23 protein-coding genes are annotated in these 24686 nt (G+C 68.8%); 7 read left to right on the top strand and 16 right to left on the bottom strand.

The window, feature by feature from the left end; genetic code table 11:
• Positions 1-160: 160 nt before the first annotated feature.
• Positions 161-934, top strand: coding sequence for a zinc-ribbon domain-containing protein (locus M6G65_RS18265; RefSeq protein WP_238195086.1), 774 nt, complete (start codon positions 161-163; stop codon positions 932-934).
• 222 nt (positions 935-1156) lie between these two features.
• Here the strand turns inward: M6G65_RS18265 and M6G65_RS18260 are convergent, their stop codons facing one another.
• From M6G65_RS18260 to M6G65_RS18250, 3 genes are all read right to left on the bottom strand, one after another.
• Complete coding sequence (locus tag M6G65_RS18260; RefSeq protein ID WP_238195085.1) at positions 1157-2329, bottom strand: glycosyltransferase family 2 protein; 1173 nt, start codon at positions 2327-2329, stop codon at positions 1157-1159.
• 90 nt (positions 2330-2419) lie between these two features.
• A complete protein-coding gene (locus tag M6G65_RS18255; RefSeq protein WP_238195084.1) occupies positions 2420-2812 on the bottom strand; it encodes a thioredoxin family protein in 393 nt (130 codons plus the stop codon).
• Between the two features lie 126 nt (positions 2813-2938).
• Positions 2939-3235, bottom strand: coding sequence for a hypothetical protein (locus tag M6G65_RS18250; RefSeq protein ID WP_238195083.1), 297 nt, complete (start codon positions 3233-3235; stop codon positions 2939-2941).
• 260 nt (positions 3236-3495) lie between these two features.
• Between M6G65_RS18250 and M6G65_RS18245 the strand changes: the two genes are divergently transcribed.
• Together M6G65_RS18245 and M6G65_RS18240 are read left to right on the top strand one after the other, a co-directional pair.
• Positions 3496-4164 (top strand): TetR/AcrR family transcriptional regulator, encoded by a 669-nt coding sequence (locus M6G65_RS18245; protein ID WP_238195082.1) that lies wholly within the window; start codon positions 3496-3498, stop codon positions 4162-4164.
• 66 nt (positions 4165-4230) lie between these two features.
• Positions 4231-4695: a DUF2852 domain-containing protein gene (locus tag M6G65_RS18240; RefSeq protein WP_238195081.1), complete on the top strand. Its 465-nt coding sequence runs from the start codon at positions 4231-4233 to the stop codon at positions 4693-4695.
• A gap of 159 nt (positions 4696-4854) precedes the next feature.
• Here M6G65_RS18240 and M6G65_RS18235 read toward each other — a convergent pair whose 3' ends face one another.
• A complete protein-coding gene (locus M6G65_RS18235) occupies positions 4855-6546 on the bottom strand; it encodes a methyl-accepting chemotaxis protein (RefSeq protein ID WP_238195080.1) in 1692 nt (563 codons plus the stop codon).
• A 572-nt stretch (positions 6547-7118) separates the two neighbouring features.
• Here M6G65_RS18235 and upp point away from each other — a divergent pair.
• Entirely contained in the window at positions 7119-7754 is a 636-nt protein-coding gene (gene upp, locus M6G65_RS18230) for a uracil phosphoribosyltransferase (RefSeq protein WP_238195079.1), read from the top strand.
• Between the two features lie 46 nt (positions 7755-7800).
• Here upp and M6G65_RS18225 read toward each other — a convergent pair whose 3' ends face one another.
• From M6G65_RS18225 to kaiC, 4 genes are read right to left on the bottom strand one after another with little or no spacing between them, the layout of a single operon-like run.
• Positions 7801-9558, bottom strand: a complete 1758-nt coding sequence (locus M6G65_RS18225) for an ATP-binding protein (protein ID WP_238195078.1) — start codon at positions 9556-9558, stop codon at positions 7801-7803.
• Positions 9558-9875 carry a circadian clock KaiB family protein gene (locus tag M6G65_RS18220; RefSeq protein WP_250102674.1) on the bottom strand — a complete coding sequence of 106 codons (318 nt, stop codon included), beginning with the start codon at positions 9873-9875 and terminating at the stop codon, positions 9558-9560. The genes M6G65_RS18225 and M6G65_RS18220 overlap by 1 nt, the downstream gene beginning before the upstream one ends.
• A complete protein-coding gene (locus M6G65_RS18215; protein WP_250102673.1) occupies positions 9872-10213 on the bottom strand; it encodes a circadian clock KaiB family protein in 342 nt (113 codons plus the stop codon). Before M6G65_RS18215 ends, M6G65_RS18220 begins: the two co-directional genes overlap by 4 nt.
• Entirely contained in the window at positions 10210-11883 is a 1674-nt protein-coding gene (kaiC, locus tag M6G65_RS18210) for a circadian clock protein KaiC (protein ID WP_238195144.1), read from the bottom strand. Before kaiC ends, M6G65_RS18215 begins: the two co-directional genes overlap by 4 nt.
• A gap of 528 nt (positions 11884-12411) precedes the next feature.
• On the opposite strand from kaiC, the gene M6G65_RS18205 reads away from it, so the two are divergent.
• From M6G65_RS18205 to M6G65_RS18195, 3 genes are all read left to right on the top strand, one after another.
• Positions 12412-13653 (top strand): ABC transporter substrate-binding protein, encoded by a 1242-nt coding sequence (locus tag M6G65_RS18205; protein ID WP_250102672.1) that lies wholly within the window; start codon positions 12412-12414, stop codon positions 13651-13653.
• Positions 13654-13778: 125 nt separating this feature from the next.
• Entirely contained in the window at positions 13779-14792 is a 1014-nt protein-coding gene (locus M6G65_RS18200) for an NAD(P)H-quinone oxidoreductase (protein ID WP_238195075.1), read from the top strand.
• A gap of 111 nt (positions 14793-14903) precedes the next feature.
• Positions 14904-15209 carry a flagellar basal body-associated FliL family protein gene (locus M6G65_RS18195; RefSeq protein WP_192707531.1) on the top strand — a complete coding sequence of 102 codons (306 nt, stop codon included), beginning with the start codon at positions 14904-14906 and terminating at the stop codon, positions 15207-15209.
• A gap of 43 nt (positions 15210-15252) precedes the next feature.
• Here M6G65_RS18195 and M6G65_RS18190 read toward each other — a convergent pair whose 3' ends face one another.
• From M6G65_RS18190 to M6G65_RS18155, 8 genes are all read right to left on the bottom strand, one after another.
• On the bottom strand, positions 15253-16134 hold the full coding sequence (locus tag M6G65_RS18190; RefSeq protein ID WP_250102671.1) for a 3-hydroxybutyryl-CoA dehydrogenase: 882 nt from the start codon (positions 16132-16134) through the stop codon (positions 15253-15255).
• A gap of 183 nt (positions 16135-16317) precedes the next feature.
• Entirely contained in the window at positions 16318-17271 is a 954-nt protein-coding gene (locus tag M6G65_RS18185) for an electron transfer flavoprotein subunit alpha/FixB family protein (RefSeq protein WP_238195074.1), read from the bottom strand.
• A 69-nt stretch (positions 17272-17340) separates the two neighbouring features.
• On the bottom strand, positions 17341-18090 hold the full coding sequence (locus tag M6G65_RS18180; RefSeq protein ID WP_192707810.1) for an electron transfer flavoprotein subunit beta/FixA family protein: 750 nt from the start codon (positions 18088-18090) through the stop codon (positions 17341-17343).
• A gap of 645 nt (positions 18091-18735) precedes the next feature.
• Positions 18736-19308: a cob(I)yrinic acid a,c-diamide adenosyltransferase gene (locus tag M6G65_RS18175; protein WP_250102670.1), complete on the bottom strand. Its 573-nt coding sequence runs from the start codon at positions 19306-19308 to the stop codon at positions 18736-18738.
• 13 nt (positions 19309-19321) lie between these two features.
• Positions 19322-19951 (bottom strand): acyloxyacyl hydrolase, encoded by a 630-nt coding sequence (locus M6G65_RS18170; RefSeq protein ID WP_192707535.1) that lies wholly within the window; start codon positions 19949-19951, stop codon positions 19322-19324.
• Between the two features lie 227 nt (positions 19952-20178).
• The gene (locus tag M6G65_RS18165; RefSeq protein ID WP_192707536.1) at positions 20179-20364 is read right to left on the bottom strand and encodes a twin transmembrane helix small protein; all 186 of its coding nucleotides are present in this window, start codon (positions 20362-20364) and stop codon (positions 20179-20181) included.
• Positions 20365-20433: 69 nt separating this feature from the next.
• Positions 20434-23064 (bottom strand): TIGR02302 family protein, encoded by a 2631-nt coding sequence (locus tag M6G65_RS18160; RefSeq protein ID WP_250102669.1) that lies wholly within the window; start codon positions 23062-23064, stop codon positions 20434-20436.
• A gap of 134 nt (positions 23065-23198) precedes the next feature.
• Positions 23199-24407: a polyhydroxyalkanoate depolymerase gene (locus M6G65_RS18155; protein ID WP_250104257.1), complete on the bottom strand. Its 1209-nt coding sequence runs from the start codon at positions 24405-24407 to the stop codon at positions 23199-23201.
• Positions 24408-24686 lie beyond the last annotated feature (279 nt).

Here is a 24686-nt window from a genome sequence, read left to right as displayed (position 1 = left end):
CCGTGCCGTATTCCGTCCACGCATCGCCTGGGAATCGCCTTATGGGCGGGCGTTTTCAAGGCCTGCGTAATTTCACGCGCGCTTAACCCTGTTCAGCCACTCTTTCTCAGCGAATCTGTAATCCGGCCTGCTGCGGCCGCGCGTTGCGAGTCCGACACGTATGTTGATCGCCTGCCCGAGCTGCGCGAGCGAGTACCGGATCGATGCCGACAAGGTCGGCATGGAGGGCCGTTCCGTCCGCTGCGCGGCCTGCCGCGAGACCTGGTTCCTCACCCCGGCCGATGTCCTCGCGGGCCACGAGGCCGAGCTCGCCGACAGTGCCGAGGCAAGCGATGATCCGATCGCGGCTGCGGCCTGGGATGAGGCGACCGCCTCGGTCCGGGCGGCCACCAACATCCCGACCCCGGTGGTGAAACCGGCCGCCCGGCCTGCGTCGTGGGGCGGGAGGGCCCGTCGCGGCATGTCCGGGATGTCGTTCTCCCTCGCCTTCGGCCTGACTCTTCTGGCGGCGCTTCCCCTGGTCTGTCTTGCTCGCACGAGCGTCGTCCGGGTGGTCCCGCAGACCGCCGCGCTGTTTGCGCGGGTCGGGCTTCCGGTGAACCTGCGCGGCATCGAGATCCGCGACGTCGTGGCGTTCAGCAACCCTGGCGAGGAAGGCCGGCCGCCGGAACTGGTGGTCGAGGGCGACCTCGTGGGCGTCGCGCGGTCCGACTCGCCGGTCGCGCCGCTTGCCGTCGAGATTCGGGATGCCGGCGGGCGGCCGATCCGTACCTTCTCGGTCCCGGCACCCCGGACGGTCCTCGGCTCGGCCGAGACGGCGCGGTTCCGCGCGAGCCTCCCGATGCCGCCGTCGGAAGGGCGAGCGGTCGTGCTGCGCTTCGCCGACTCCCGCGCCGTGGGCACCGAGCCGCGGGTCGCGGCGGCCGATCACTGAGGCGTTCCAGTCGGCGCGGATCGTAGGTCAGGGCCGCGCGTCTGTCGTCTCGAAGGGTTTAGACGATCGCGGACTGCCGCAAGCGAGCGGCCTCATGCCCGATCGTGCCGATTGAGACCTGCCGGCGGACGATCCGGGTGGCCGCACGATTGACCGGCGCCGGCCTCTTCGATCAGTCCGGCCGTCGGCCTGACGCGTCCCGCCGCGCTGTGTCTGACCGGGTCAGATCCGGCTGCCGCGCGCGTCGGTGATCCCGCGTCCGGGAGCCACGGCCCGCCACGTTCTCTGGACGAGGCCCGAAACCGCCAAGCCAAGACGGATTGCCGCCACGCCGACCCGCGCGAGCCGGATCTGACCGGGTAATTGGCGCGGACCGATCGGACGGTAGACGAGGCGCGGGCTCGCGCGCTCGGCCTCGGCGATGGCCTGGCCGAGGGGGAGGGCGGCGATCCGTTCCGCCTCGGCCGGACCGATCCCGATGGCCTGCGCCCAGGCCAGGTTGCGGCCGAGCAGGCCGCGATCGTGCAGCCGCCGGAACCGCCGCCGCCAGACATACCGAAGGACCGCTCGCGGGAAGGCCTCCATCCGGGCGTCGCACAGCGCGTCCGGCTCCTCGCAGCGGGAGCGGATCGTATCGGCGACGCCGCCGGGGGCGCGGCCGGCGAGCCGGGCCGAGATGGTCACGCATACGTCGGTGGCGTGCCGAACCCGCAGGCCGTGCTCCAGGAGTTTGGCGATGAAGGCGCCATCCTCCCCGAGCGGTATCTCCGGCATGCCGCCGACCTGGAGATAGGCCGCGCGCGTCACCGCCAGAGTGGCACCGATCGCCGTGCGGTGGCACGGCCACGGATCGTGCGGATCGGGGTCGAGACGCGCCTCCGCTTCGGTGATCAGGGCGTCGTAGCGATCCTCCAGCTTGCCGCGGGCGGGCAGTGACGGCGGCAGCAATGCCGCTTCCGCGGGATCGAGCTCGACCCGGCCGGCGACGGCATCGGCGCCCGCCCGGATCGCCGCGACATTGCCGGCGACCCAGTTCGGCGGCACCCGGCTGTCCGCGTCGGTGGACAGGATGATCCCCGCATTCCCCGATTCCCCGAGCCACGCCGCGGCGGCGTCCATCGCCCGGCGCCGGGCCCAGCCAGCATGCGCCCCTGGGAACGTCTCGACCAGAACCCGAACCGGGATCGACAAGTCCGGCACCAGATCGGCGACGATGGCTTCCGTCCGATCCGTGCAGTTGTTCAGGAACAACACCAAGCCGAGACTGCCCGGGGCGAGACCGGCCTGAGCGTCGATGGCGCGCAGGCAGGCCGCGATGCGCTCCTCCTCGTTGCGCACGGGCACGGCCACGATCGCGTCGGGGCTCTGGTCCGCAGGGGGTCGGGCGCGCGTCACCGAATCTCTCCATCGGCCCCGTCAGATCGCGGGGCTGGGAGGGATATGCCGGGCGGTGAATGAACGGAACCGGAAGGGCGCCCCTGCCGATCAGAGCGCCTTCTCTAGAAGGCCCTCGATCCATTCCGGCTGGGTCTCGCCGACGGATCGGCCGACCTCCGTGGCGCCCTTGTAGGCGATCAGCGTGCTCTGCATGCGCACGTTCAGCCGCTTGAGCAGATCCTTCTGGCTGTCGAAGTCGATGTCGAAGATCTGCAGATCCTTGAAGCGTGGCTCGGACGCGAGCTTCGCGAGGATCGGCTTCTGCGTCTTGCAGATCGGGCACCAGGGGGCGCTGACTTCGACCAGGATCGGCCTGCCGCTCTTCTGCGCGGCCTCGAATGCGGGATCCGAGAACGGCCTCGTCTCCCCGGCCGCGGCGGGCGCGAGACTGGCGGCCACTATGAGACCGGCCAGTGTGAGGACGGCGCGACGGCTCTGCATGGTGCGTTTCCCCCGACCAGCATCTGCCCCAGAGTGCCGGCTCTGCCCACAGGGTACACGACGCCCACGCGAAGGATGCAGCGTTTGATGCCGCCGCGCGTCAAAGGTGATGCCGGGTGCGTCACATCATCGAGATGGCTCACCGTGTCGGTCCTCGGCGACGAGCGCGGCGATGTCGTCTCCGTCCACGGCATCCATGGTGCGCCGGATGCGCAAGGCGCGGGTCGGGGCGCCCGCACGCATCACCAGCACGATCGTCTCCAGGTCGGGGCAGCCGGGATCGGCGCAGGCGATCTCGTTGACCGCGAGCGCGTCGCCTTCGCCGAGCCCCAGCGCGGCGATCAGGTCCTGCTTCAACCGCGCGGCGATCTCGGCACGCTCCGCCGAGCGGGCTCGCCACGCCTTGAGGCTCACGAACGCCATGCCGGATGCACTTTCCTCGGGGAGGCCATCATGCCTCATCGACCTCCGCGCGGCGGTCGGGCTCGCGCGAGAATGTAATAGTGTTGCGGCCGTACCGGCCGGTCAAGCGCGGCTGCGGTGACGCGGCGCGAAACAAACCCGGCCCTCGGCCGTAATGCCAACGGACGCTTCACGAATCTCCGATCTCCGCTTGTGTCTCGACTCGACAGCGCGGTGGACCTTCTGTGAGGTGTCCTGGCGTGCGCAGAGGATGTGAGATCTTGCGACCCTGGCGGGACGGACCGAGCGACCGGCGGAGTTACCATCACGGTAATCTGAAGGAGGCGCTTATCGAGGCCGCGCGTCGGTTCATCGCGGAGCGGGGGATCGGCGGCTTCACTCTGGTGGACGCAGCGCGCCTCGTCGGCGTGACGCCGGCTGCGCTGTATCGCCATTTCCGCGGTCGTGAGGCTCTGCTGGAGGAACTCGCAGGACGCGGCTTTGCGGAACTCGCCGAGCGCCTGGCACGAGCGCTGACCTCGCGCGGTACGCCGCTGGAGCGGTTCACCCGTATGGGCGAGACCTACCTGACCTTCGCCGAGGAGGAGCCGGCCTACTACGCGGCGATCTTCGAGACCCGGGGGTTTCCGGCCGGCGCGACGGATCCCGACGCTGGGCCGAGCCCGAGCGACGCCGCCGTGCGTCCGAGTCCGTTCGATCTGCTGGTCGAAGCGCTTCAGGCGACATTCGCGGACGGATTCGGAGGCGTCGCGCCGCGCTTCATCGCCCTTGAGGTCTGGGCGCTGGCCCACGGACTGGCGACCCTCTCGGCTGCCGGGCACCTGCCGCGCGGCCCCGGATTTCCGGACAAATACGAGCTGCTGCGGGCCGGGGTCCTTGCTCTCGTCCATGGGGCCGCACGGAGCAGCGGACCCGAACACCGCGGCTGACGCCCTTGAAAGGCGTTCTCGGCACCCGCATGTTAACCGCGTTCACATGAACAGCGGAGCACAGCCGTGACCTCTCAATCTTCCTCTCCCTGGGCGACCGGCCGGCTCTGCCGGTCAGGCCCGTTCCCGCGCCGTTCCCTGGAGATCGGTGCCATCGTCGTCGGCTTCATCTACTGGTGGCCTGTGGGTCTCGCGTTGGTCGCCTGGAAGCTGGCCGGCTATCCGGCCATTACTGAACTCCGCGACAGCGCGCGCCGGACGTTCTCGGATTTCGAGGGTGCGCGCCCCGCGTCCCGGTTCGCCCGTGCATTCGAGGCCGCGAGCCGGCGCGAGAGCACCGGCAATGCGGCTTTCGACGCTTACCGCCGCGCCGAGCTCGACCGGCTGGAAGCGCAGCGCCGCGCCCTCGCCGAGGAGAGCCGGGCCTTCGCTGAGTTCGTCGAGGAGCTGAAGCGGGCCAAGGATCGCGAGCAGTTCGACGCCTTCATGGCCAAGCGCCGCAGCGAGGGCGGCGAGCCGCGCTCAGTCTGATCAAGACGGTGCACCGGGCACGGGCCGATCGGCTCAGGCCCGGTGCGACGACAGCCTCAGAAGCGCCGGAGCACATCGGCGAAGAGGGCGACTCCGGTCGCGGAAGCCTCGCCACGCGGTGCCTCTCGCGCGACACCGCATCGTCCGGCGGCGGGCCGGTCAGGCAGCGCGGACCGTTTCGAGAAACCGGTCGACTTCGGCTGTCAGGTGCTCGGATTGCTCCGAGAGCCTGGACGCTTCGGCCAGCACCTGGGTGGCTGCGAGTCCGGTCTCTTCGGCTGCGCCCGCGACGCTCACGATGTTGTTCGTGACCTCACCCGTTCCCGCTGCCGCTTGGCCGACATTCCGGACGATCTCCTGCGTGGCCGCACCCTGCTCCTCAACCGCCGCCGCGATGGAGCTGGCAACGCCGTTGATCTCCCGAATCCGAGCCGTGGTCGCACCGATCGCCGTGACCGCCTGTCCGGTCGAAGTCTGAACCTGCGCGATCTGGGCCGAGATCTCGTCCGTGGCCCGCGCGGTCTGTTCGGCCAGCGCCTTCACCTCCGAGGCCACCACCGCGAAGCCCCGGCCCGCCGCCCCGGCGCGGGCCGCCTCGATCGTCGCGTTCAGGGCCAGCAGGTTGGTCTGGCTGGCAATCGAGGCGATCAAACCCGCGACGTCGCCGATGCGCGCGACGGCTGCGCTGAGTTCCTGAACCAGGGTGCCGGTCTGGTCGGCCTCCCGGACCGCGACTTGCGCGAGCTTGGCGGAGCCATCGACCTGCCGGCCGATCTCCTGCACGGACGAGCCCAACTCCTCGGCGGCGGCTGCGACCGTGCTGACGTTGCTCGCCGCCTGTTCGGCCGCCGCTGCAACGGTCGTGGATTGGTCGGCAGTCCGGCGCGCCGTCGCCGTCATGACCTGTGCCGTCGCCTGCAACTCGTTCGCTGAGGCGGAGACCTGACCGATGATGCCGCCGACTGCCCTTGCGAATTGGTCGGCCATCTGACGGATCCCGGCCTTGCGTTGCGCCTCGGCGGCGAGCCGGGCCTCGGCCGCCTGCTCCTCCAATTGCCGGTTACGGATCAAGTTGTCCTTGAACACCTGAACGGCTGCAGCCATCGCGCCGATCTCGTTGCGGCGGGATTGGTAGGGCACCTCCGCGTCGGTATCGCCGGCTGCCAGGACCGACATGATGCGGGTCATCACTTGGATCGGTCGGGAAATCCGCACCAAACCGAAGATCGCCGCAGCCAGGGCGGAGGCCACAGCGAGCCCGATTCCCACATAGGCTGCGGCGGTGGCGGTATTGGCCCGCGTCATCGCGAGGTCGGCATCGCGGGCGGCCTCACGCTCGTTGAAGGAGACGAGTTGCGCGAGAGCCGCACGCGCCCCGTCGTACAGGGCGACGACATCGGGATGCGTCAGAAGAGCAATGGCTTCAGCTTGTTGACCGCCTGCAACGAGGCGGCGCACCTCGCTGTCCGCCCGCTCGAACTTGGCCCAGGACGCCGCGAAGCTCTCGTAGAGGCTACGTTCTTCCGAGCTGCTGATCAGCGGCTCGTAGCTGTTCCTGGCTTCGCGCAATTTAGCGAAGGTCGCCGCGAGATTGTTTTCGTTGACTGCGCGACGCTCCGCGGTGACCGACAGCATGAGGAGCCGGTACTGCTTGATTCGCACTTCCGAGGCGGCGACCTCCACGGCGCTGATCGTTTCGAGGGAGGGCAGCAAATTGGTGGCGAGAGCCGTCGCGGACTCGCGAATAGCGGCCAGTTCTCGGACTGAAAGACCACCCTGGATGGCCGAAATGAGGGCTAAAAATCCGAAGAGGATGGCGAGTAATGATTTGAGGGATAAGTTCAAGCGCATGAAACATTTCGCATGTCGTTGGACCTGAGTTTCGCCTCAGGCAAGAGGTTTGACTCTCTCTAATGTAGATCGAAAATCAACGTCGGCAAGACACCGCAATAAGTCGTCGAGTCATTGGCCGAGCACTATCTGTTCCTAGAAACGCCAGTATTATAGGTGTGTATATATGTAACTTGTCGAGTATATTGATTTTCAGATGTATGTTTTGACTTAATGATCGTTAATATTCTTCCATTGGGTTGACCATTTGCTCGTCTCGGTCACAGGCGGAGCGACGAACGGCACGGATCCAGGGCGGGCTGTCCGACGGCCTCGTGCCCGCCCGTGCCAAGTTCCAGCGGCCATGGGCGCGCCAGCCTTGATACGCCGCTCCGGCCGCGCCCGGCGCGGGCCCGCACATCGACGCTCGAGGTCGGATTTCGTTAGAGGGCCACGAGAGGCGGGCTCCTCGTTTCGAGGGGCGCCCGCGATCGCCGAGCGGGTTGCCGCCGGCCCGTGTCCCCGCTCCGGAAGTTGCGCCCCGGCCGAGGGTCCGGCATTGCTCCGGCAGCCGAAGCGGAGGGGTTCAGGCGATGCCGACAGCTCGGGTCACGGTGGTTGATCACCCGCTCGTGCAGCACAAGCTGACATACCTGCGGGACAAGAACCGCTCGACCAAGGGGTTCCGCCAGCTTCTCAACGAGATCGGCATGCTCCTCGCCTACGAGGTCACGCGCGATCTTCCGCTCGAGCCGGTGACCATCGAGACGCCGCTTCAGCCGATGGAGGGTCGACAGATCCAGGGCAAGAAGCTGGTCCTGGCGCCGATCCTGCGGGCAGGGGTCGGCTTCCTCGACGGCATGCTGTCGCTCGTCCCATCGGCGCGGGTTGCCCATGTCGGGCTCTACCGGGATCCGGACACGCTGGAGGCGGTAGAGTATTACTTCAAGGCGCCCTCCGATCTCGCCGACCGGACCGTCTTGGTCCTCGACCCGATGCTGGCCACCGCGAACTCGGCCATCGCGGCCCTGGACCGGTTGAAGGCCCGGGGCGCGTCGGACCTGCGATTCGTCTGCCTGCTGGCAGCGCCGGAGGGTCTCGCCAAGTTCCAGGCCGCGCATCCCGACGTGCCGGTCTGGACCGCCGCCATCGACAGTCACCTGAACGATCACGGCTACATCGTGCCGGGCCTCGGCGACGCCGGCGACCGGATGTACGGCACGCGCTGAACGCCCGCGGCCCCGCGCCGAAGCATCGAGCGTTGGCTTTGAGCCGCTACGGCCGCGAACTGAAGGGGCGGGCGCGGCCCTTGCCGACGACCTTCCGAAGCACGCGGGAGAGTTCTTCCACCGAATAGGGCTTCTGGATCAGGTCGAAGCCGTGAACCCCTTCCTGCGCGAGCACGTGGCTGTAGCCGGAGGTGAGGACGACAGGCAGGTCGGGCAGACGCCGTTCCAGCTCCCGGGCGAGGGCGATCCCGCCCATTCCGGGCATCACCACGTCCGAGAACACGGCGTCGAAGCGGAACGGGATCCGCTCGATTTCCTGAAGCGCCTCCTCGGCGTTCGTCGCCCAGACCGTCCGGTGGCCGAGATCTTCAAGGATCTGCGTGGCGAAGCGGCCGACCTCGACGTTGTCCTCGACTACGAGGATGCACAGGCTCGCGCCCTCGATGCTGCGCTCGTCGAGCGGGCCCTCATCGGCCTTCTCGGGCGCCCCTTCGACCTGCGGCAGGTACAGGGTGAAGGTCGTGCCTTCCCCGGTCCGGCTCGCGACGTCGACGTCGCCCCCGGACTGCTTCGCGAAGCCGAAGACCTGGGAGAGCCCGAGGCCGGTGCCCTTGCCGATGTCCTTGGTGGTGAAGAACGGCTCGAAGATCCGCGGCAGCACGTCGGGGGCGATCCCGAGACCGGTATCGGAGAGCGATACGGCCGCGAAGGTGCTCCGCGATCCGGCGTGGCCGCGGATCGCCGGCATCGGGCGCCCGCCGATCAGCCGAAGGGTCAGCGTGCCTTCGCCGCTCATCGCATCGCGGGCATTGACCGCCATGTTGATCAGGGCGGTCTCGAACTGACTGAGGTCCGCCCGGATGTAGCAGGGCTCGTCGGGGATTCGGGCCTCGACGGTGATCCGCGCGCCCGTGACGGAATCGAGCATCTCGGCGACGGCGCGCAGCGAGGCGCCGACCTCGAAGACCTCGGGGCGGAGGGCCTGCCGGCGGGCGAAAGCGAGGAGCTGACCGGTGAGCTTGGCGGCCCGGTCCACCGTGTCGGAGATCGCCTCGACGTAGCGCCGCCGCCGCTCCTCCGGCAGGTCCGGCCGCTTGAGCAGGTCGGTGGACGACTTGATGACGGTCAGCAGGTTGTTGAAATCGTGGGCGACGCCGCCGGTGAGCTGGCCCACCGCCTCCAGCTTCTGCGACTGCCGCAGGGCTTCCTCGACGCGCTCGCGCTCCACGCTCTCGGATTGCAGGCGGTCATGCGCCTCCGCCAGGGCACGCATGTGCCGCCGCTGCTCGGTCAGGTCGGTCAGGATCCCGCATAGGAGGGGCTTATCGCCCTGGCGCTCGAAGCGGCTCAACGACAGGAACGTCGCGCTCTCCGCGCCCGCCGACGCCTTGAGCGCGATCTCCTCGCGAACCGGGCTCGCAACGGCCCGCTGGACCAGTTGATCGAGGTCGGTATCGGGGCGCACGAAATCGCGCAACGACCGGCCGATCAGCCGCTCCTGCGGCTCGGCAAGCATGTCGGCCAATCGGCGGTTGCAATAGAGCACGGTGCCGTCCAGCCCGAGGGTGAAGGCACCCTCCTGGATCTGCTCGATCAGCACGCGGTACGGGCGGTCGGCATTCTCCAGGGTGTAGACCAGACGCTCGTGGTTCGGTCCCTCGACCACCACCGCGTCGAAATCGCCCCGGCGGATCGCCGCGAGCGTCTCCTCGCTCTCCTCGAGCCGCGCTTCGAGCTCACGGATATGGGTTCGATAAGCTTCCGGGCCCGGCTCGTCCTCGGGCAGCAGCGCGTCGACACCCATCACCGCGCCTCCATAGCGGGATCGATCTCGAGCACGCGCAGAAGGCGGTCCTCGTCCAGGAGATCCCCCGAGATGCGGCGCTCGGGCAACGGAGCGACCTTCAGCAGCGTCGGGGCAGCGAGAATCCCGTCGCGTTCGGCCAGATCGGGCTGCTGGTAAATGTCGGCGATCTCCAGCTCATACCGGTTCGGGATGTGGGTCTCGCAGACCCGGCGCAGGAATTCGACGGCGCGCAGGGATCGCGGCGCTGTCCCAGCCACGAACAGCCTCAGGCTGTAGCGATCCTGGGCGCCTGAAGGCGCGATGCCGCCGCTCAAGGCTGGTCCGCCCTCGGACGGATGTCCAGACCGACCAGAACCTTCTCGGTGTTCGACAGGTCGCCGATGATCCGCTTCAGCGGAGAGGGCAGCCGGCGCACCAGGGTCGGGATCGCGAGAATCTGATCGCCCGCGGCGAGCTGCGGATTCTTCATGAGGTCGGCGACCTCGATGTCGTAGCGGCCCGCCAGATGCTCCTCGCAGAAGCGTTTGAGATTGGTCATCGCGGCAAGCGACTTCGTGGTCTGACCGGCGACGTAGAGGCGCAGGTGATAATGGTTCGGATCGCGGTCGGGATCAGTCTCCGGAACCGGATCTTCCGAGGTCGTGTCGTTCATTCCGCAGCACTCCGTCGTGCGGTCAGCTCCTGCCGTTCCTTCGCGCGGTCAGCCTCGCGCAGCCCGTCCTCCACACGAAGATGTTCCTCCTCGTCCTCGGTGGCCTCCAGGCTGGCGCGGAGTTCCTCCATCTGCCGCTCGATCGCCGATCGTCGACGCGCGACCTCGCGGATTCTTCGCTCGGTCTCATGCAGGCGCCGCTGCGTCTCCGCCATCTCACGCGCCTCTTGCACCATCCGGGCCGTACCGGTCAGGACGCCCGCCGGACCGATATAGGCATCGACCAGCCGGATCCCGTTCGATGACATGAGAAACTCCCGAACTTGGTTCGAGTGGCTCATGCCGCGCGCTTTTATGACATAGAGCGTGCGTGTCCGTTCGCCGTTGGCCTCCATGTTCTGGAGCTTGACCCACGCATCCATCAGCGAGGACACGCCGAGATCGTTCTCCTGCACGAGTGAACCGTCGCCACGCAGGGTGGTGAACACCGCCGTGATGCCCCGGGTCTTGATCAGGTCGATCATCCGGAGGAGCGTCGCCTGTAATTCGCTCGTCGAGCCGCGCAGGGCGGAGATCGGATCGATCACGACCACGTCCGGGCGGAACTGGTCGAGGTCGCGGTGCATGCGGGCGAGGTGCGTCTCCAGCCCGAACAGGCTCGGGCGGGCGGCCTCGAAGCGCAGCAGCCCGCCCGCGACGTGCCCGGCGAGATCGAGCCCGATCGAGCGCGCGTTGCGCACGATCTGCGCGCTGCTCTCCTCAAACGCGAAGGCCATGCAGCGCTCGCCACGCCGGCACGCGGCATCGATGACCGAGGCGGTCAGCATGGTCTTGCCCGTGCCGGCCTCACCCGAGATCAGGATGCTGGAGCCGCGATAGAAGCCGCCCGGGCCGAGCATGGCATCCAGACCGGCGATGCCTGACGAGATGATCCCGCCCGGCACCTCGTAGTCGAGATCCGCTGACGTGACCGGCAGGACGCTGATGCCCGCGTGGTCGATGAGGAACGGGTATTCGTTGGTGCCGTGAGCCGAACCGCGATATTTGACCACCCGGAGACGGCGTGTGGTGATCTGGTCCTCGACGCGGTTGTCGAGCAGCACCACACAATCCGAGACGTATTCTTCCAGCCCCTGCCGGGTGAGCTGCCCTTCGCCGCGCTCGCCGGTGATGATCGCCGTCAGGCCGCGATCCTTGATCCAGCCGAACAGGCGCCGCAGCTCCGCGCGCAGCAGCGATGGGTCGGTGAAACCCGCAAACAGGGTCTCGATCGTGTCGAGCACGACGCGCTTGGCGCCGATGCTGTCCACCGCGAAGCCGAGGCGGATGAACAGGCCCTCCAGGTCGTACTCGCCGGTCTCCTCGATCTCGCTGCGCTCGACGCGCACGTGGTCGATGGCGAGCTTGCCTGCGGCGACGAGCCCGTCGAGATCGTAGCCGAGGGAGGCGACATTGGCGGCCAGATCCTCAGCCCGCTCCTCGAAGCTCATGAACACGCCCGGCTCGTCGAACTGGGTCGCGCCGTTGACCAGGAACGTGGTGGCGAACAGCGTCTTGCCGCAGCCCGCGGCGCCGCAGATCAGGGATGGGCGCCCCGCCGGAAGGCCGCCAAAGGTCAGATCGTCGAAGCCCGCGATGCCGGTGGGCGACTTGGCGAGGGCCGTCAGCATCTTCGGGGCAGCTATCTGGTCAGTCACGATGATCGGTGTCCCGAACGTCTCTGTCGAAGGCAGAGGCTCGAAAGGGCCCTGCGGCGCCGTCCCCCCGGGCGGCAGGTTACAATCCGCGGCGGAGCGGCTCGGAGAGCTGGCAAGAGGGGCCGAGATCACCCCGGATGCGGTATGGCAACGGGATCCCAAGCGCAATACGCGGCCGCTACGATCCCACCGCTTCGATCTCGGCCGGAGACCCTAGTGACTCGTGCCGGCGCGATCGGCTGAGGGTGCGACCCACGTCGTCCTGGGCCCGCGCAGCGGAAGGCGGGGCTGCAGGTCCGTCGACATGCCAGGTCTGGGCGCCGGCGCCGCTTCTGAATTCCGGGCTCGTCCGCGGCTCTACCCCGCCGAGCCCGGCGATTGACCAACATTCGCCGTCCATTGATCACAGCTGCACATTGTATTCATCCGGCGAGGTGTTGCACACTCCGACCGTCAAGCCGATGCGGCGGCAAAAGCTGCACGGTGCGCAGGAGGAAATCCATGGCGATCGATCGGAGCGTATCCCGCCGGGCGCTGGCCCTGCTTGCAGTGGCCGGGCTGGTGACCACGGAGCCGGCGCGGGCCGCCGACCCGATCAAGATCGGGGTGATCGCCGAGGCGCAATCCGTGGTCGGGGCCTCGATCCCGCAGGCGGTGCAGCTCGCCGCCGACGAGATCAACGCCAAGGGCGGGATCGACGGCCGCCAGATCCAGGTCGTCACCTACGACGACAAGTCCTCCGCGTCCGACGCGGTCCGCGCCTTCCAGCGGGCGGTCTCTGAGGACAAGGTCAACCTCGTCATCGCCAGCTACATCTCGGAGGTGGTGCTGGCCCTGATGCCCTGGGCGGCCCGGCTCAAGACGCCGATGATCACGCCCGGCGCGGCCTCGAACGAGATCAGCCTTGCGGTCCACAAGGACTACGCGCGCAACAAGTACACCTTCCACGGCTACCTGACGTCGGCAGCCCTGGCGCAGTCGATCTGCGACTCGACCAAGGACATGCTGATCGACCTGATGAAGGTGAAGACGGCCGCGATCATGAGCGAGGATGCGGCTTGGACCCGGCCGCTCGATGTCGGCTACGAGAAATGCCTGCCCGAGATCGGCGTGAAGGTCGCCGACCACATTCGCTTCTCGCCCGACACGGGCGACTTCACGCCGATCTACAACAAGATCGAGGCGGCCAAGCCCGACCTGATCGTCACCGGCATCTCGCATGTCGGCGTGCAGCCGACCGTGCAATGGCAGAACCAGCAGGTGCCGCTGGCCATGACCGGCATGAACTCGCAGGCGACCTCCTCGACCTTCTGGGCCAACACCAACGGCGCCACCCAGGGCGTGATCTTCCAGAGCATCGCGGTGCCGGGGGCGGCGATCACCGACAAGTCGATGGCGTTCAGCGACGCGTTCAAGAAGCGTTTCGGAAGCGATCCGTCCTACGCCGGCTACATGGCCTACGATCAGGTCTATTACGCGGCCGATGCCGTGAAGCGCGCGGGCACCACGGAGGCCGACAAGCTCGTGGAGGCCCTGGAGACAACCGACTGGGTCGGCACCGTCGGGCGGACGCAGTTTTACGGCAAGGACGACCCGTTCACCCACTCGATCCGATACGGCCAGGGCTTCATCACCGGTCTGATGGCGCAATGGCAGAACGGCAAGCAGGTGGCGATCTGGCCGAAGAGCCTCGCGCAGGGACAGATCGAGATCCCCGCCGCCGTGAAGGCTGCCGCGCGGTAGGAACCCGGCCCCGCGGCGGAGCCGGTTGGCGCCGCCGCTTGCCAAGCGCGGTCGATGCCGCAACTAGAGCCCGAGCGCGGTGCCGTGGACCCGGCCCGAGACCCCGCGCCGGAGAGGATTCATCGATGGCCAGCCCCGACCTGCCCGAGACCATGCGCCAGATCCGCTTCACGGGTTCCGGCGGGCCGGAGGTGATCGCCGTCGAGACCGCCCCGGTGCCGCGCCCGGGCGCGGGCCAGGTGCTGATCGAGGTCGTCGCCGCCGGGGTGAACCGGCCGGACGTTGCCCAGCGGGCCGGCGTCTACCCACCGCCTCCGGGCGCAACCGAGACCCCCGGCCTGGAAGTCGCCGGCCGCGTGATCGCACTCGGGGAGGGCGTCACCGGCCTGGCACCGGGCGACGAAGTCTGCGCCCTCGTCATCAGCGGCGGCTACGCGGAATTCGCGGTGGCGGAAGCCGGCCACTGCCTGCCGCGGCCGAAGGCGGTCTCGCTGGTCGACGCCGGCGGCCTGCCGGAGACCTTCTTCACGGTGTACTCAAACGTCGTGCAGCGCGGTCGCCTCGCCCGGGGCGAGAGCTTCCTGGTCCATGGCGGCTCGAGCGGCATCGGTGCCACCGCGATTCAGATCGCCAAGCATGTCGGCGCCCGGGTTTTCGCCACCGCGGGCTCGGCGGAGAAGTGCCGGTTCTGCGAGGAACTCGGCGCGGATGCCGCCATCGACTACAAGCAGGCGGACTTCGCCGAGGAGGTGAAGCGCCTGACCGACGGACGCGGTGTCGACGTCATCCTCGACATGATCGGGGCGAGCTATCTGCCGCGAAACCTGAAATCCCTGGCACCGGACGGTCGCTTGGTGATGATCGCCCTGATGGGCGGCTACAAGGTCGATGGCCTGAACATCACGCCGATCATGCGCAACCGCCTGACCTTCACCGGCTCGACGCTGCGCCCGCGCCCCAAGGCCGACAAGGCCGCCATCGCCGAAGGCCTGCGCAAGGACGTCTGGCCGGAGCTCGATGCAGGCCGGATCCGCACCGTCACGCACGCGACCTTCCCGCTGGAACAGGCCCAACAGGCGCACGAGCTGATGGAATCGAGCGCCCATCTCGGCAAGATCCTGCTGACGACGGGCCGCTGACGGCCCGAGCACAGGAACCCGCCTCGTCGGCACCGCGTTGGCGGCCGGTAACGGAAACGTGTCGCAGACCGCCGTCCGGCGTGTTGCGTCCTGCCGACGAGGATTGTGCAGATGGTCGAGAAATTGAACCAGCAGGAGAGCCGGCAGGGTGAGCGCGGCAAGCCCGTGCTTTGGGTGCTGGTGGCGAGCCTCGTCCTCCTGGCGATCGCCACGGTCGGGCTGCTGACATGGAACGGGTCGAATTCGCCCAAGGACTACGCCAGCCAGAGCCAGGATGCGTCGCGGCGCGAGGTGACCGGCTCGGTCAACGGCCAGTCGAACGGCGCGTCGCCGTCGAACAGCACCGGGGTTCCGGGCGGAAACCCGTCGTACCCGCAGCCGGCTCAGCCGGGCGCGAATGGCGGCGCGGCGAAGTAAGACCGGAAGCCGAGGCGGCGCGCGCGCCGCCTCATCGCGGGTTTCAGCGGGTCGGGATCGGCGTCGGGCCGCGGTAATCGTAGAAGCCGCGCTTGGCCTTGCGTCCGAGCCAGCCGGCCTCGACGTACTTCACGAGGAGCGGGCAGGGGCGGTACTTCGAATCCGCCAGGCCCTCGTAGAGCACCTGCATCACCGACAGGCAGGTATCGAGGCCAATGAAATCCGCGAGCTGCAGCGGACCCATCGGGTGGTTCGCACCGAGCTTCATGGCCGTGTCGATCGACTCGACCGACCCGACGCCCTCGTAGAGCGTGTAGATCGCCTCGTTGATCATCGGCAGCAGGATGCGGTTGACGATGAAGGCCGGGAAATCCTCCGACATGGTCGAGGTCTTGCCGAGCTTGGCGATGAAGACCTTGGCCGCCTCGTAGGTCGTGTCCTCGGTGGCGATGCCGCGGATCAGCTCGGCGAGCTGCATCACCGGCACCGGGTTCATGAAGTGGATGCCGATGAACTTCTCGGGCCGGTCGGTGGCTGCGGCCAGCCGGGTGATCGAGATGGACGAGGTGTTGGTCGCGACCAGCGTCTCCGGCCGCAGCGACGAACACAGCGTGCTGAAGATCTCGCGCTTCGTCGCCTCGTTCTCGGTCGCGGCCTCGATCACCAGATCGCAGGGGCCCAGCGCATCGAAATCCCGCGCCGGTTGGATGCGGGCGCGGGCCTCGCGGCTGTCGCCTTCCGTGAGGCTGCCCTTGGAGACGAGGCGGGCGAGGCTGCCCTCGATCACGCCGAGGCCGTTCTCAAGGCGGTTCGGATCGCGGTCGTTCAGCAGGACGTCGAGACCGGCCGCGGCGCAGACCTGCGCGATGCCACTGCCCATCTGGCCCGCGCCGATGATGCCGACCCGCTTGATCTCCATGTCCATCTGCCGACCTGTGCCCCTAATGCGGATGCCGATGCACGGCCGCCGGTTCAACGAACTGCGCCGACGCGACGGCGAGGTCCCGCGCTCGCCGTCTTCTAGACCAATCACCGGCGCGGAAGAAACCCGCGACGTCGCACGCGGCAACAATGCCCATGCCGCGTCGGCGACGCGAAAACCCCGCCGCTACTGGCCCTTGGCCTTGCCGATCTCGGATTGCAGCTCCGGAACAACCTGGAAAAGGTCGCCGACGAGGCCGTAATCCGCCACCTGAAAGATCGGCGCGTCCTCGTCCTTGTTGATCGCGACGATGACCTTGGAATCCTTCATCCCGGCGAGATGCTGGATCGCCCCGGAGATGCCGACCGCCACGTAGAGGTCCGGCGCCACCACCTTGCCGGTCTGGCCCACCTGCCAGTCGTTCGGCGCGTAGCCCGCGTCGACCGCGGCGCGCGAGGCGCCCACTGCCGCCCCGAGCGTGTCCGCCAGCGGCTCGATCAGCTCGTGGAACTTCTCCGACGAACCGAGCGAGCGTCCGCCCGACACGATGATCCGCGCCGAGGCCAGCTCCGGACGGTCCGACTTGGCGATCTCCTCGCCCTTGAAGGTCGAGCCGCCGGCCTCGGGCGCGGCCGCCGAGACGGCCTCGATGGAAGCGGCGGCGCCGCCCTCTTCCGCGGCCTTGAACGCCGCCGTGCGCACGGTGATCACGGTCTTGCCGCCGGGCGTCTGCACGGTCTGGATGGCGTTGCCGGCGTAGATCGGACGCTCGAACGTGTCGGGCGAGACCACCTTGATGATGTCGGAGACCTGCGCGACGTCGAGCAGGGCGGCCACGCGCGGCAGCACGTTCTTGCCGGTCGTGGAGGCCGACGCGATGATGACGTCATAGGGGCCGGCGATCGACGCGATCAGCGCCCCGACGGGCTCGGCGAGGTCGTGGTCGTAGGCGCCATCCTCGGCGACCAGCACCTTCTCGACGCCGTCGAGCTTGGCCGCCGCCTCGGCCACGGCCTTGGCGCCGCTGCCGAGCACGAGGGCGTGGATCGGTGCGCCGATCTGCTTGGCGGCGGTGAGGGCCTTGAGCGTGCCGTCCTTGATCTGTCCGTTGCCGTGCTCGACGAAGAGGAGTGTCGTCATGATCGTCCGAGAGCCTTCGAGTGGGGTGACGCGAGGCTCGACCGGCGGCCGGGAGCCCCGCGATGCGAATCAGATGACGCCGGCTTCGACCTTGAGCTTCTGAACGAGCTCGGCCGCCGAGCCGACCTTGACGCCCGCGGAGCGGCCCGGCGGTTCGGCGGTCTTCAGCACCTTGAGCTTCGGGGTCACGTCGACGCCCAGCGCGTCGGGCGCCAGCTCCTCGAGGGGCTTCTTCTTGGCCTTCATGATGTTCGGCAGCGACGCGTAGCGCGGCTCGTTGAGCCGCAGGTCCGTGGTGACGATCGCCGGCAGCTTCAGGCTCACCGTCTGCAGGCCGCCATCGACCTCGCGGGTCACGTCCAGGCTGCCGTCGCCGGCCTCGATCTTGTAGGCGAAGGTGCCCTGCGGCCAGCCGAGCAGCGCGCCGAGCATCTGGCCGGTCTGGTTCGAGTCGTCGTCGATCGCCTGCTTGCCCAGGATCACCAGTTCCGGGCTCTCCTTCTCGACCACGGCCTTCAGGAGCTTGGCGACCGCGAGCGGCTCGCAGTTGACGTCGGTCTTCACCAGGATGGCGCGGTCGGCGCCCATGGCCAGCGCGGTGCGGAGCGTCTCCTGGGCCTGCTGCGGACCGATCGAGACGGCCACGATCTCGGTGACCTTGCCCTTCTCCTTCAGGCGGATCGCCTCCTCGACGGCGATCTCGTCGAAGGGGTTCATCGACATCTTGACGTTGGCGAGTTCGACCCCGGAGCCGTCGGCTTTCACGCGGATCTTGACGTTGTAGTCCACCACCCGCTTGACGGGCACCAGCACCTTCATGGCGGTCACGATCCTTCCCCGGAGGATTCTTTTCGTCGTGCAAGACTCTCCGACCGGCGCCGAAGGCGCGGCGTGGCGAGGGCACGCAAAGCGCGCGGACCGTAACGGCCACATTTCCGCCTTGTCAACGCGGCGCGGCGGCGGCCCTCGGGTGCCGGGCCTGACCAAACGGAAGCGTGGGTCGCCCGGAGTCAGTGACCGCCTCGTTCCAGCTGTGAGGAGGAGGCCGCGAATTCGATCAGGACCCGAGGGCCGGCGGAGGGCCACGGCGGCTCTGGATTGCGGTCCCGCTTTCGACGCCTTGGAAGGATGGCGGGTCGGCTCCACAGCCGATCAGAGATCAGGTGCTCTGCCTAGAGCCGTGCCAGAGCGCGTTGCGCCAAGCAGCAGGCCTCCTCAGAGAACGGCCGTCCAATCCTTCCCCTCATCCTGAGGTGACCGCGAAGCGGGCCCCGAAGGAGGGCTCCAGAAAGCGCCGCGATCTCTGGAGGCCTCCTTCGAGGCCTTCGCTGCGCTCCGGCACCTCAGGATGCGGGGAATGAATGGGATCCCCCTGGTCCGGGACACCGTCGTGTCCTGTGCCGCGATGCGATCGGGCGCGGATCGAGGTCTGCCCGAGGTCGGATCCTTAGAGCGAACCCGCGATCAGCGGTTGGCGCCGGGCACCCACAGGACGTCGTCCGCGCCGTCCGAATTGGCCGCGCGGCTCGCCACAAACAGGAAGTCCGAGAGCCGGTTCAGGTAGCGCAAAGCCTCGGGCGAGACGGTCTCGTCCTCGCGGGCCGCGAGGCTCACGGCGAGGCGCTCGGCGCGCCGGCACACGGTGCGGGCGAGGTGCAGCGCGGCGGCGGCCGGCGTGCCGCCCGGCAGGACGAAGGATTTCAGCGGCGGGATCGCCGCGTTGAGCGCGTCGATGTCGCGCTCCAGGCGCTCGACCTCGCTCGCGACGATCCGCAGCGGCTCGTAGGGGAGGGGCTCCGGGGTCGGCGGCGTCGCGAGGTCGGCGCCGAGGTCGAACAGGTCGTTCTGGATCGCCCCCAGCATGGCATCGAGGGACCCCTGGCTGTGCAGGCGCGCCATCCCGATGCAGGCGTTGGTCTCGTCGACCGTGCCGTAAGTCTCGATCCGCAGGTCCGCCTTCGAGCGGCGCTGCCCATCCGCCAGGGCCGTGGTGCCCTTGTCGCCGGTACGCGTGTAGATGCGGTTGAGCTTGACCAAGGAGTAGGGCGCCTCAGAACGTGTAGCCGATCTTGCCGCCGAAATTGGTCAGCCCGCGGTTGTTCGCGCAGAGGCCGGCGTTCGACATGTGCTCGACGGTGGCCATGATGCTCCAGTGCTCGGTCAGGCGATAGCCCAGAGCCGCGGCCTCCCGGAACATGGGCGAGCAGCCAAGCGTGTTGAAGCCGTAGGGCGTCTGCGCCTTCGGACCGGTGTAGCCGTTATGGGCGACGCCGCCGAAGAAGCCGTCGAGGAAGATGCGGCGGTTGAACGTCTCGGGGAAGATCTCGAGCGTCCAGGTGGCGCCGAGATAGGCGTAGCTGGTCCGTCCGCCGGTGTTGTAGCTGCCGCCCACCGTCGGCCGCGGCACGAAGGCCTGCCAGAACGGATCGGCGCTGATCTGCGGCTTGGCGAACAGGATCTCGCCGTTGACGTTCGCCTTGCTGAATCCCGGGAGCTTGCCCTCGGCGCTGCCCGGATCCTGCACCGAGCCGCCGATCCGGACCTCTGATACGATGCTCAGCGGCTGGGCCGGCGCCGCGTAGGCCGCCGGCAGCGCCGGTGGCAGGTCGGCGGCCGAGACGGGCAGGATCGCCGCGCCGGTCATGAGGCCGATCAAACAGAGACGGGAAGGGGCGGTCATGCGGTCTCGGCCGAGTAGGCTTGGCGGGTGGCTCGGCCGAACCTAGCAGAGGCCTGCGCGCTCAGGCGCCGAATTCATCCGCCGCCTGCGCGAAACCCGCGATGTGCGGCGGCGTGGTCACACCCCTGCGTTGCCGGGCTCACGCGCACCCTGCGGGTCCGGGCTCACCTGCGACGTCCGGAGCGACGGTGCGGGCCGGACGGGCGCGATGAAGCGATCCGAGCTCCTCAGGCCGAGCGCCACCAGACAACGCCCATGATGACCAGGATGGCCACGAACTGCAGCAGCACGCGCAGGCGCATCAGCTTCTGCGAGACATTGGCGCTGCCGCCCCGCATCATGTTGGCGAGGCCGAGGAACAGCACCACCGCAACGGCAAGGCACGCGAGAAGGACGAGGGTGTTCGACGACATGCTGACGGGGATCCGTGCCGGACGCAGGGCCCCTATCGGCCCCGCGACGCTGCGTGAGATGTGGGAGATTCAGTTGCGGCGGAGCAGGCGCTCGAAATAGTCGAGTTCTTCGCGCGGCCGGGTCGGGTCGCCGAGCTTGCGCCGCAGCTCTTCCATGATGCGTCGCGCCCGCTGGACGGCCGATTCATCGGCTGTCGGCACGCGCACCCGGCCGTCGCTCATGTCGCGTCCGCGGGTGGGGCGGCCGAGCGGATCGTCGTCGCGGGCGCCGGCCTGACCCTGCTGCCCGGGCTGCTGGCCGCCGTCCTGCTGACCCTCGCCCTGGCCCTCGGCCATCTCCTGCATCTGTTGCGCCATGCCCTCGGCACCGCGCTTCAGGCCGTCGAGGGCGCGGCCCTGGGCATCGACCGCCTCGCCGGAATCACCCTGCTTCAGGGCGTTCTCGGCCTCGCGCATGGCATCCTCGGCATCGGAGAGCCCCTGCTCGCCGCGCATGCCGTTCTCCTTCATGCGCTTCTCCAGCTCCTCGAGGCGCTGGCGGAGGGCCTGCTGACGCTCGCCGACATTGCCCTGCTGGCCCTGTCCCTGCTGTCCTTGCTGGCTCTGCCCCTGCTGGCCTTGTTGTCCCTGCTGCCGCTGGCCTTGCTGACCCTGGCTGCCCTGTTGCCCGCGCTGGCCCTGCTGCTGCCCGCGATCCTGCTGCCGCTGGCCGCTGCGCGGCTGCTGACCATCCTTGAAGGTCTCGTCGCGCAGGCCCTGCTGCTCCTTGGCCATGTCGTCGAGGTCGCGCATCTGCTTCTGCATCTCGCGCGAGGCCTGATCCGAGCGGCTGCCGCGCTCGGCGGTCTGGAGGTTCTCCAGGATGTTGCGCAGCTGCTCCATGAGCCGCTGGGCCTCGGCGGTGTCCCCGCGCTTCATGGCCTCGGCCATGTCCTGGATCATCTTGTCGAGATCCTGGGGCGTGACGGTCTTGGATTGCGGATTGCTCTGCCCCCGGTCGCTCTGGTCACGGTTCTCGCGGCCCTGCTTCTGAGCCATCTCGGACAGGAACTTGTCGAGCGCCTGCTTCAGGTCCTGGGTCAGGCGCTTGATCTCGTCGTCGGGCGCATTGCGCTCGATCGCCTCCTTGAGGCGGTCCTGGGCCTGCCGCAGCTGCTTCTCGGCGTCGGACAGGTCGCCGTCCTCGATCTTGAGCGCCATCTCCCAGAGCAGGTCGGCGACATCGACCAGATCGGCATCCGAGCGCGCCCGGCGCAGGCGCTCGGTGGCCGTTCGCAGGCCGAGGAAGATCGCGGGCTGCGGCGTGAACGTGTCGGGGGCGACGAGGAGAGCGTCCAGGGCGCCCTGTACCCAGCGGCGGTCCGTATCCGGGGCCGTGATCAGGCGACGCCGCTCCTCGGCCAGTGCCCGGGCGAGCGGGTCGCGGAACGGCCGCGCCGGCAGGGTGATCTCGGTGTCGGGCGTCGTGCCTTCCTGGCCCGCCTCATCCTTCACCACGATGTGATAGCGCACCCGGGCTCCCGACCACGGGCTGTCGGTCAGGTCGGCGAGGGTCTTGGTCTCGGAATCGCCGCTGGCGTCGGCCGGCAGGGCGAGACCGATATGCGGCAGCGGGACCAGCGCCCGGCCGGTTTTCAGCGGCGCAATCACCGCCTCGGCGGAGCTGATCCCGTAATCGTCCTTGGCCTTGTAGGTGAGGTTGAAGGTACCGCGCCCGTTGACCTCGGGGCCGCCGATCGCGGTCACCTCCGGCGGCCGGTCGGGGATCGCGTCCACGGTCAGGCGCTGGCGGCCGGCCGGCGTGGCGATCACCAGCTCCGCGCCGCCGACGATGCGGTAGCGCTCCTCCCGCAGGTCGGGGCGCGCCTCCTGGCCCGGTACGGGGACGAGGCCCGAATTGGGCGTCAGCGTCGTGTCCGCGGCCGCCTTGCCTTGGCCGGCAATCCGCACGATCAGCTGCGCGTTGACCGGCGCCCGCAGGTGCTGGTCCGTGCCGTCCATGGCGATCAGGAGCGGCGGCAGGCGGGTGTAGATCGGCGGATCGATCCAGCCATCGACGCGGAAGCTCGGTCCCGGTCCGGCCGGTTCGTGCCAGTCGAAGGCGGCCCCGATGCGCTCGCGCCACTCGGGCCCGGCGGCGAACAGGCTGGCGATGGCCGCAACCGTCAGGCCGGCCCGGAGCGCGAAGGGATCGCGCCGGGTCATGCCGGGGCGCGGCAGGCCGACGCGCAGGGCCGCCACGGCCTGCGCGGCGCGGCGCTGGTGCAGGGCCCAGAGGGCCTGACTGCCCGCATCCGCGGCGCCCACCGCCAGGGTGTCCTGGGCCGCCGAAGCCGGGCCGTGCCGCAGGGCCGGATCGCGGGCGGCCGCTTCGCGGTCCAGGCGGGCGAGGGCCGCGCGCCGGCCCGGCCGGCCCAGATGGGCGAGGGGCAGGAGCGCGACGACCAACAGCACGGCCAGGATCCCGAGGCCGATCTGGCGCCAGAGCGGCGTCACGTCGAGCCACAGGCCCGACCACGACAGGATCAGGAAGAGGAGCCCGACGCCCAGCCCGCGCCAGAGCACCGGCCAAGCCTGCTCCCACACGGCGGCCGCCCGTGCCTGCGCGACGAGCCTGTCGAGCCGCGCATTCGCGGTCGTGCGACCCGGCTCGGGTCCATTCCTGCCGGTCTTGCTGCCGAAGCCGTCCCTGTCGATCACGCCGACCGTTCCGCCTCACGCCAAAGGATGGGCCGGGGGCTGCCGGACGGATCCGGACCCCGATCGCTTGAGGCTATCATGGTGGGCTGCGGCGGTCGGCGGGTCAAATCCGCGCGACAGGGCGCGCCGGGCCCTCAGTTGTGCGCCTGGATGAAGTTGCGCACCTGCGGGTAGATCTGCGTGTCCCAGCGCCGGCCCGCGAACACGCCGTAATGGCCGACGCCGGCCTGGAGATGGTGGGCGCGCATATAGGGCGGCAGGTCGGTGCAGAGATCGTGCGCCGCCATGGTCTGACCGACGGCACAGATGTCGTCCCGCTCGCCCTCTACGGTCATGAGGGCCGTCCGGCGGATCGCCCGCAGGTCGATCGGCGCGCCGCGATAGGTCGCCTCGTTCTTGGCGAGGGTGTAATCCTGGAAGACCGTCTTGACCGTCTCCAGGTAGAACTCGGCCGCGAGGTCCAGCACGGCGAAATACTCGTCGTAGAAGGTCTCGATCGCCTCGGCCTTGTCGGCCTCGCCCTTGGCCATGTGCCAGAACAGGTCGGTATGGCCCTGGACGTGGCGCTTGGCGTTCATCGCCATGAAGGCGGAGACCTGGACGAAGCCCGGATAGACCTTGCGGCCGGCGCCCTTGTGCCGCCTGGGCACCGTCGCGATCAGGTTCTGCTCGAACCACGCGATCGGCTTCGAGGTCGCGAGCTCGTTCACGCCGGTCGGGTTGATCCGGCAATCCACCGGCCCGGCCATCAGGGTCATGCTGCGCGGCGCGGCCGGGTCCTTCGCCTGCGCCATCGCGGCCGCCGCGACCAGGGCCTGGACCGCCGGCTGGCACACGGCGACCATGTGCGAGCCCTCGCCCATTGTCTGCAGGAATTGGATCAAGTGCCCGACATAATCGCCGAACCCGAACCGGCCCTCCGAGAGCGGCACGTCGCGGGCATTGTGCCAATCCGTGATGTAGACGTCGTGATCCGGCAGCATTGTGCGCACAGTGGCGCGCAGCAACGTCGCGAAATGCCCGGACATCGGCGCCACCATCAGCACCTTGGGCTGATCGGTGTGGATGTCCTTCCTGAAATGCAGCAGGGTCCCGAACGGCGTCACGGCGACCGGCTCCTCGGCGACCGGGACGCTGCGGTTGCCGACCATCACGCTGTCGATCCCGTAGGCCGGCCGGGCAAAGGTCAGGCCGGCACGCATCATCATCCGGGCGCCCGCGGACATCCAGGAGACCGGCTCGCCGAGACCGGCCCAGGGCGACCACATCGTGTCCAGCACCTGACCCCAAGCGCGGGTTTGCGCGGCGAGGTCGGTCTGCAGGTCGAACGCGTCGTACAGCATCGGGCGGGCACTCGCAGGAGCCCCGCCCGGCACGCGGGCGATCTGGGCGGCAACGTGGTTGATGCCGGGATTAATCTGCATCAGCATGGCCCTGCAGGATGGTTCTCACGGTCGAGCCCGGCAACCGCCCGAAAGGGGGAGGGAGATAAGAATCATACTGACGTGGCTTTGATGCACCAATCCGTTCTCCAGCGGCCGGAGCCGCGGAGGCAGGATCGTGCAACCGGTCGCGCGTAGCCGGGTCGCGACGGAGAGCGGGCGGGCCAGGAACCGTGCGCG

This window comes from Methylobacterium tardum (assembly GCF_023546765.1).
Taxonomy (GTDB): Bacteria; Pseudomonadota; Alphaproteobacteria; order Rhizobiales; family Beijerinckiaceae; genus Methylobacterium; species Methylobacterium tardum.
The sequence above is the reverse complement of the archived record's forward strand: the minus strand, read 5'-3'. Positions and strand labels throughout refer to the sequence as shown.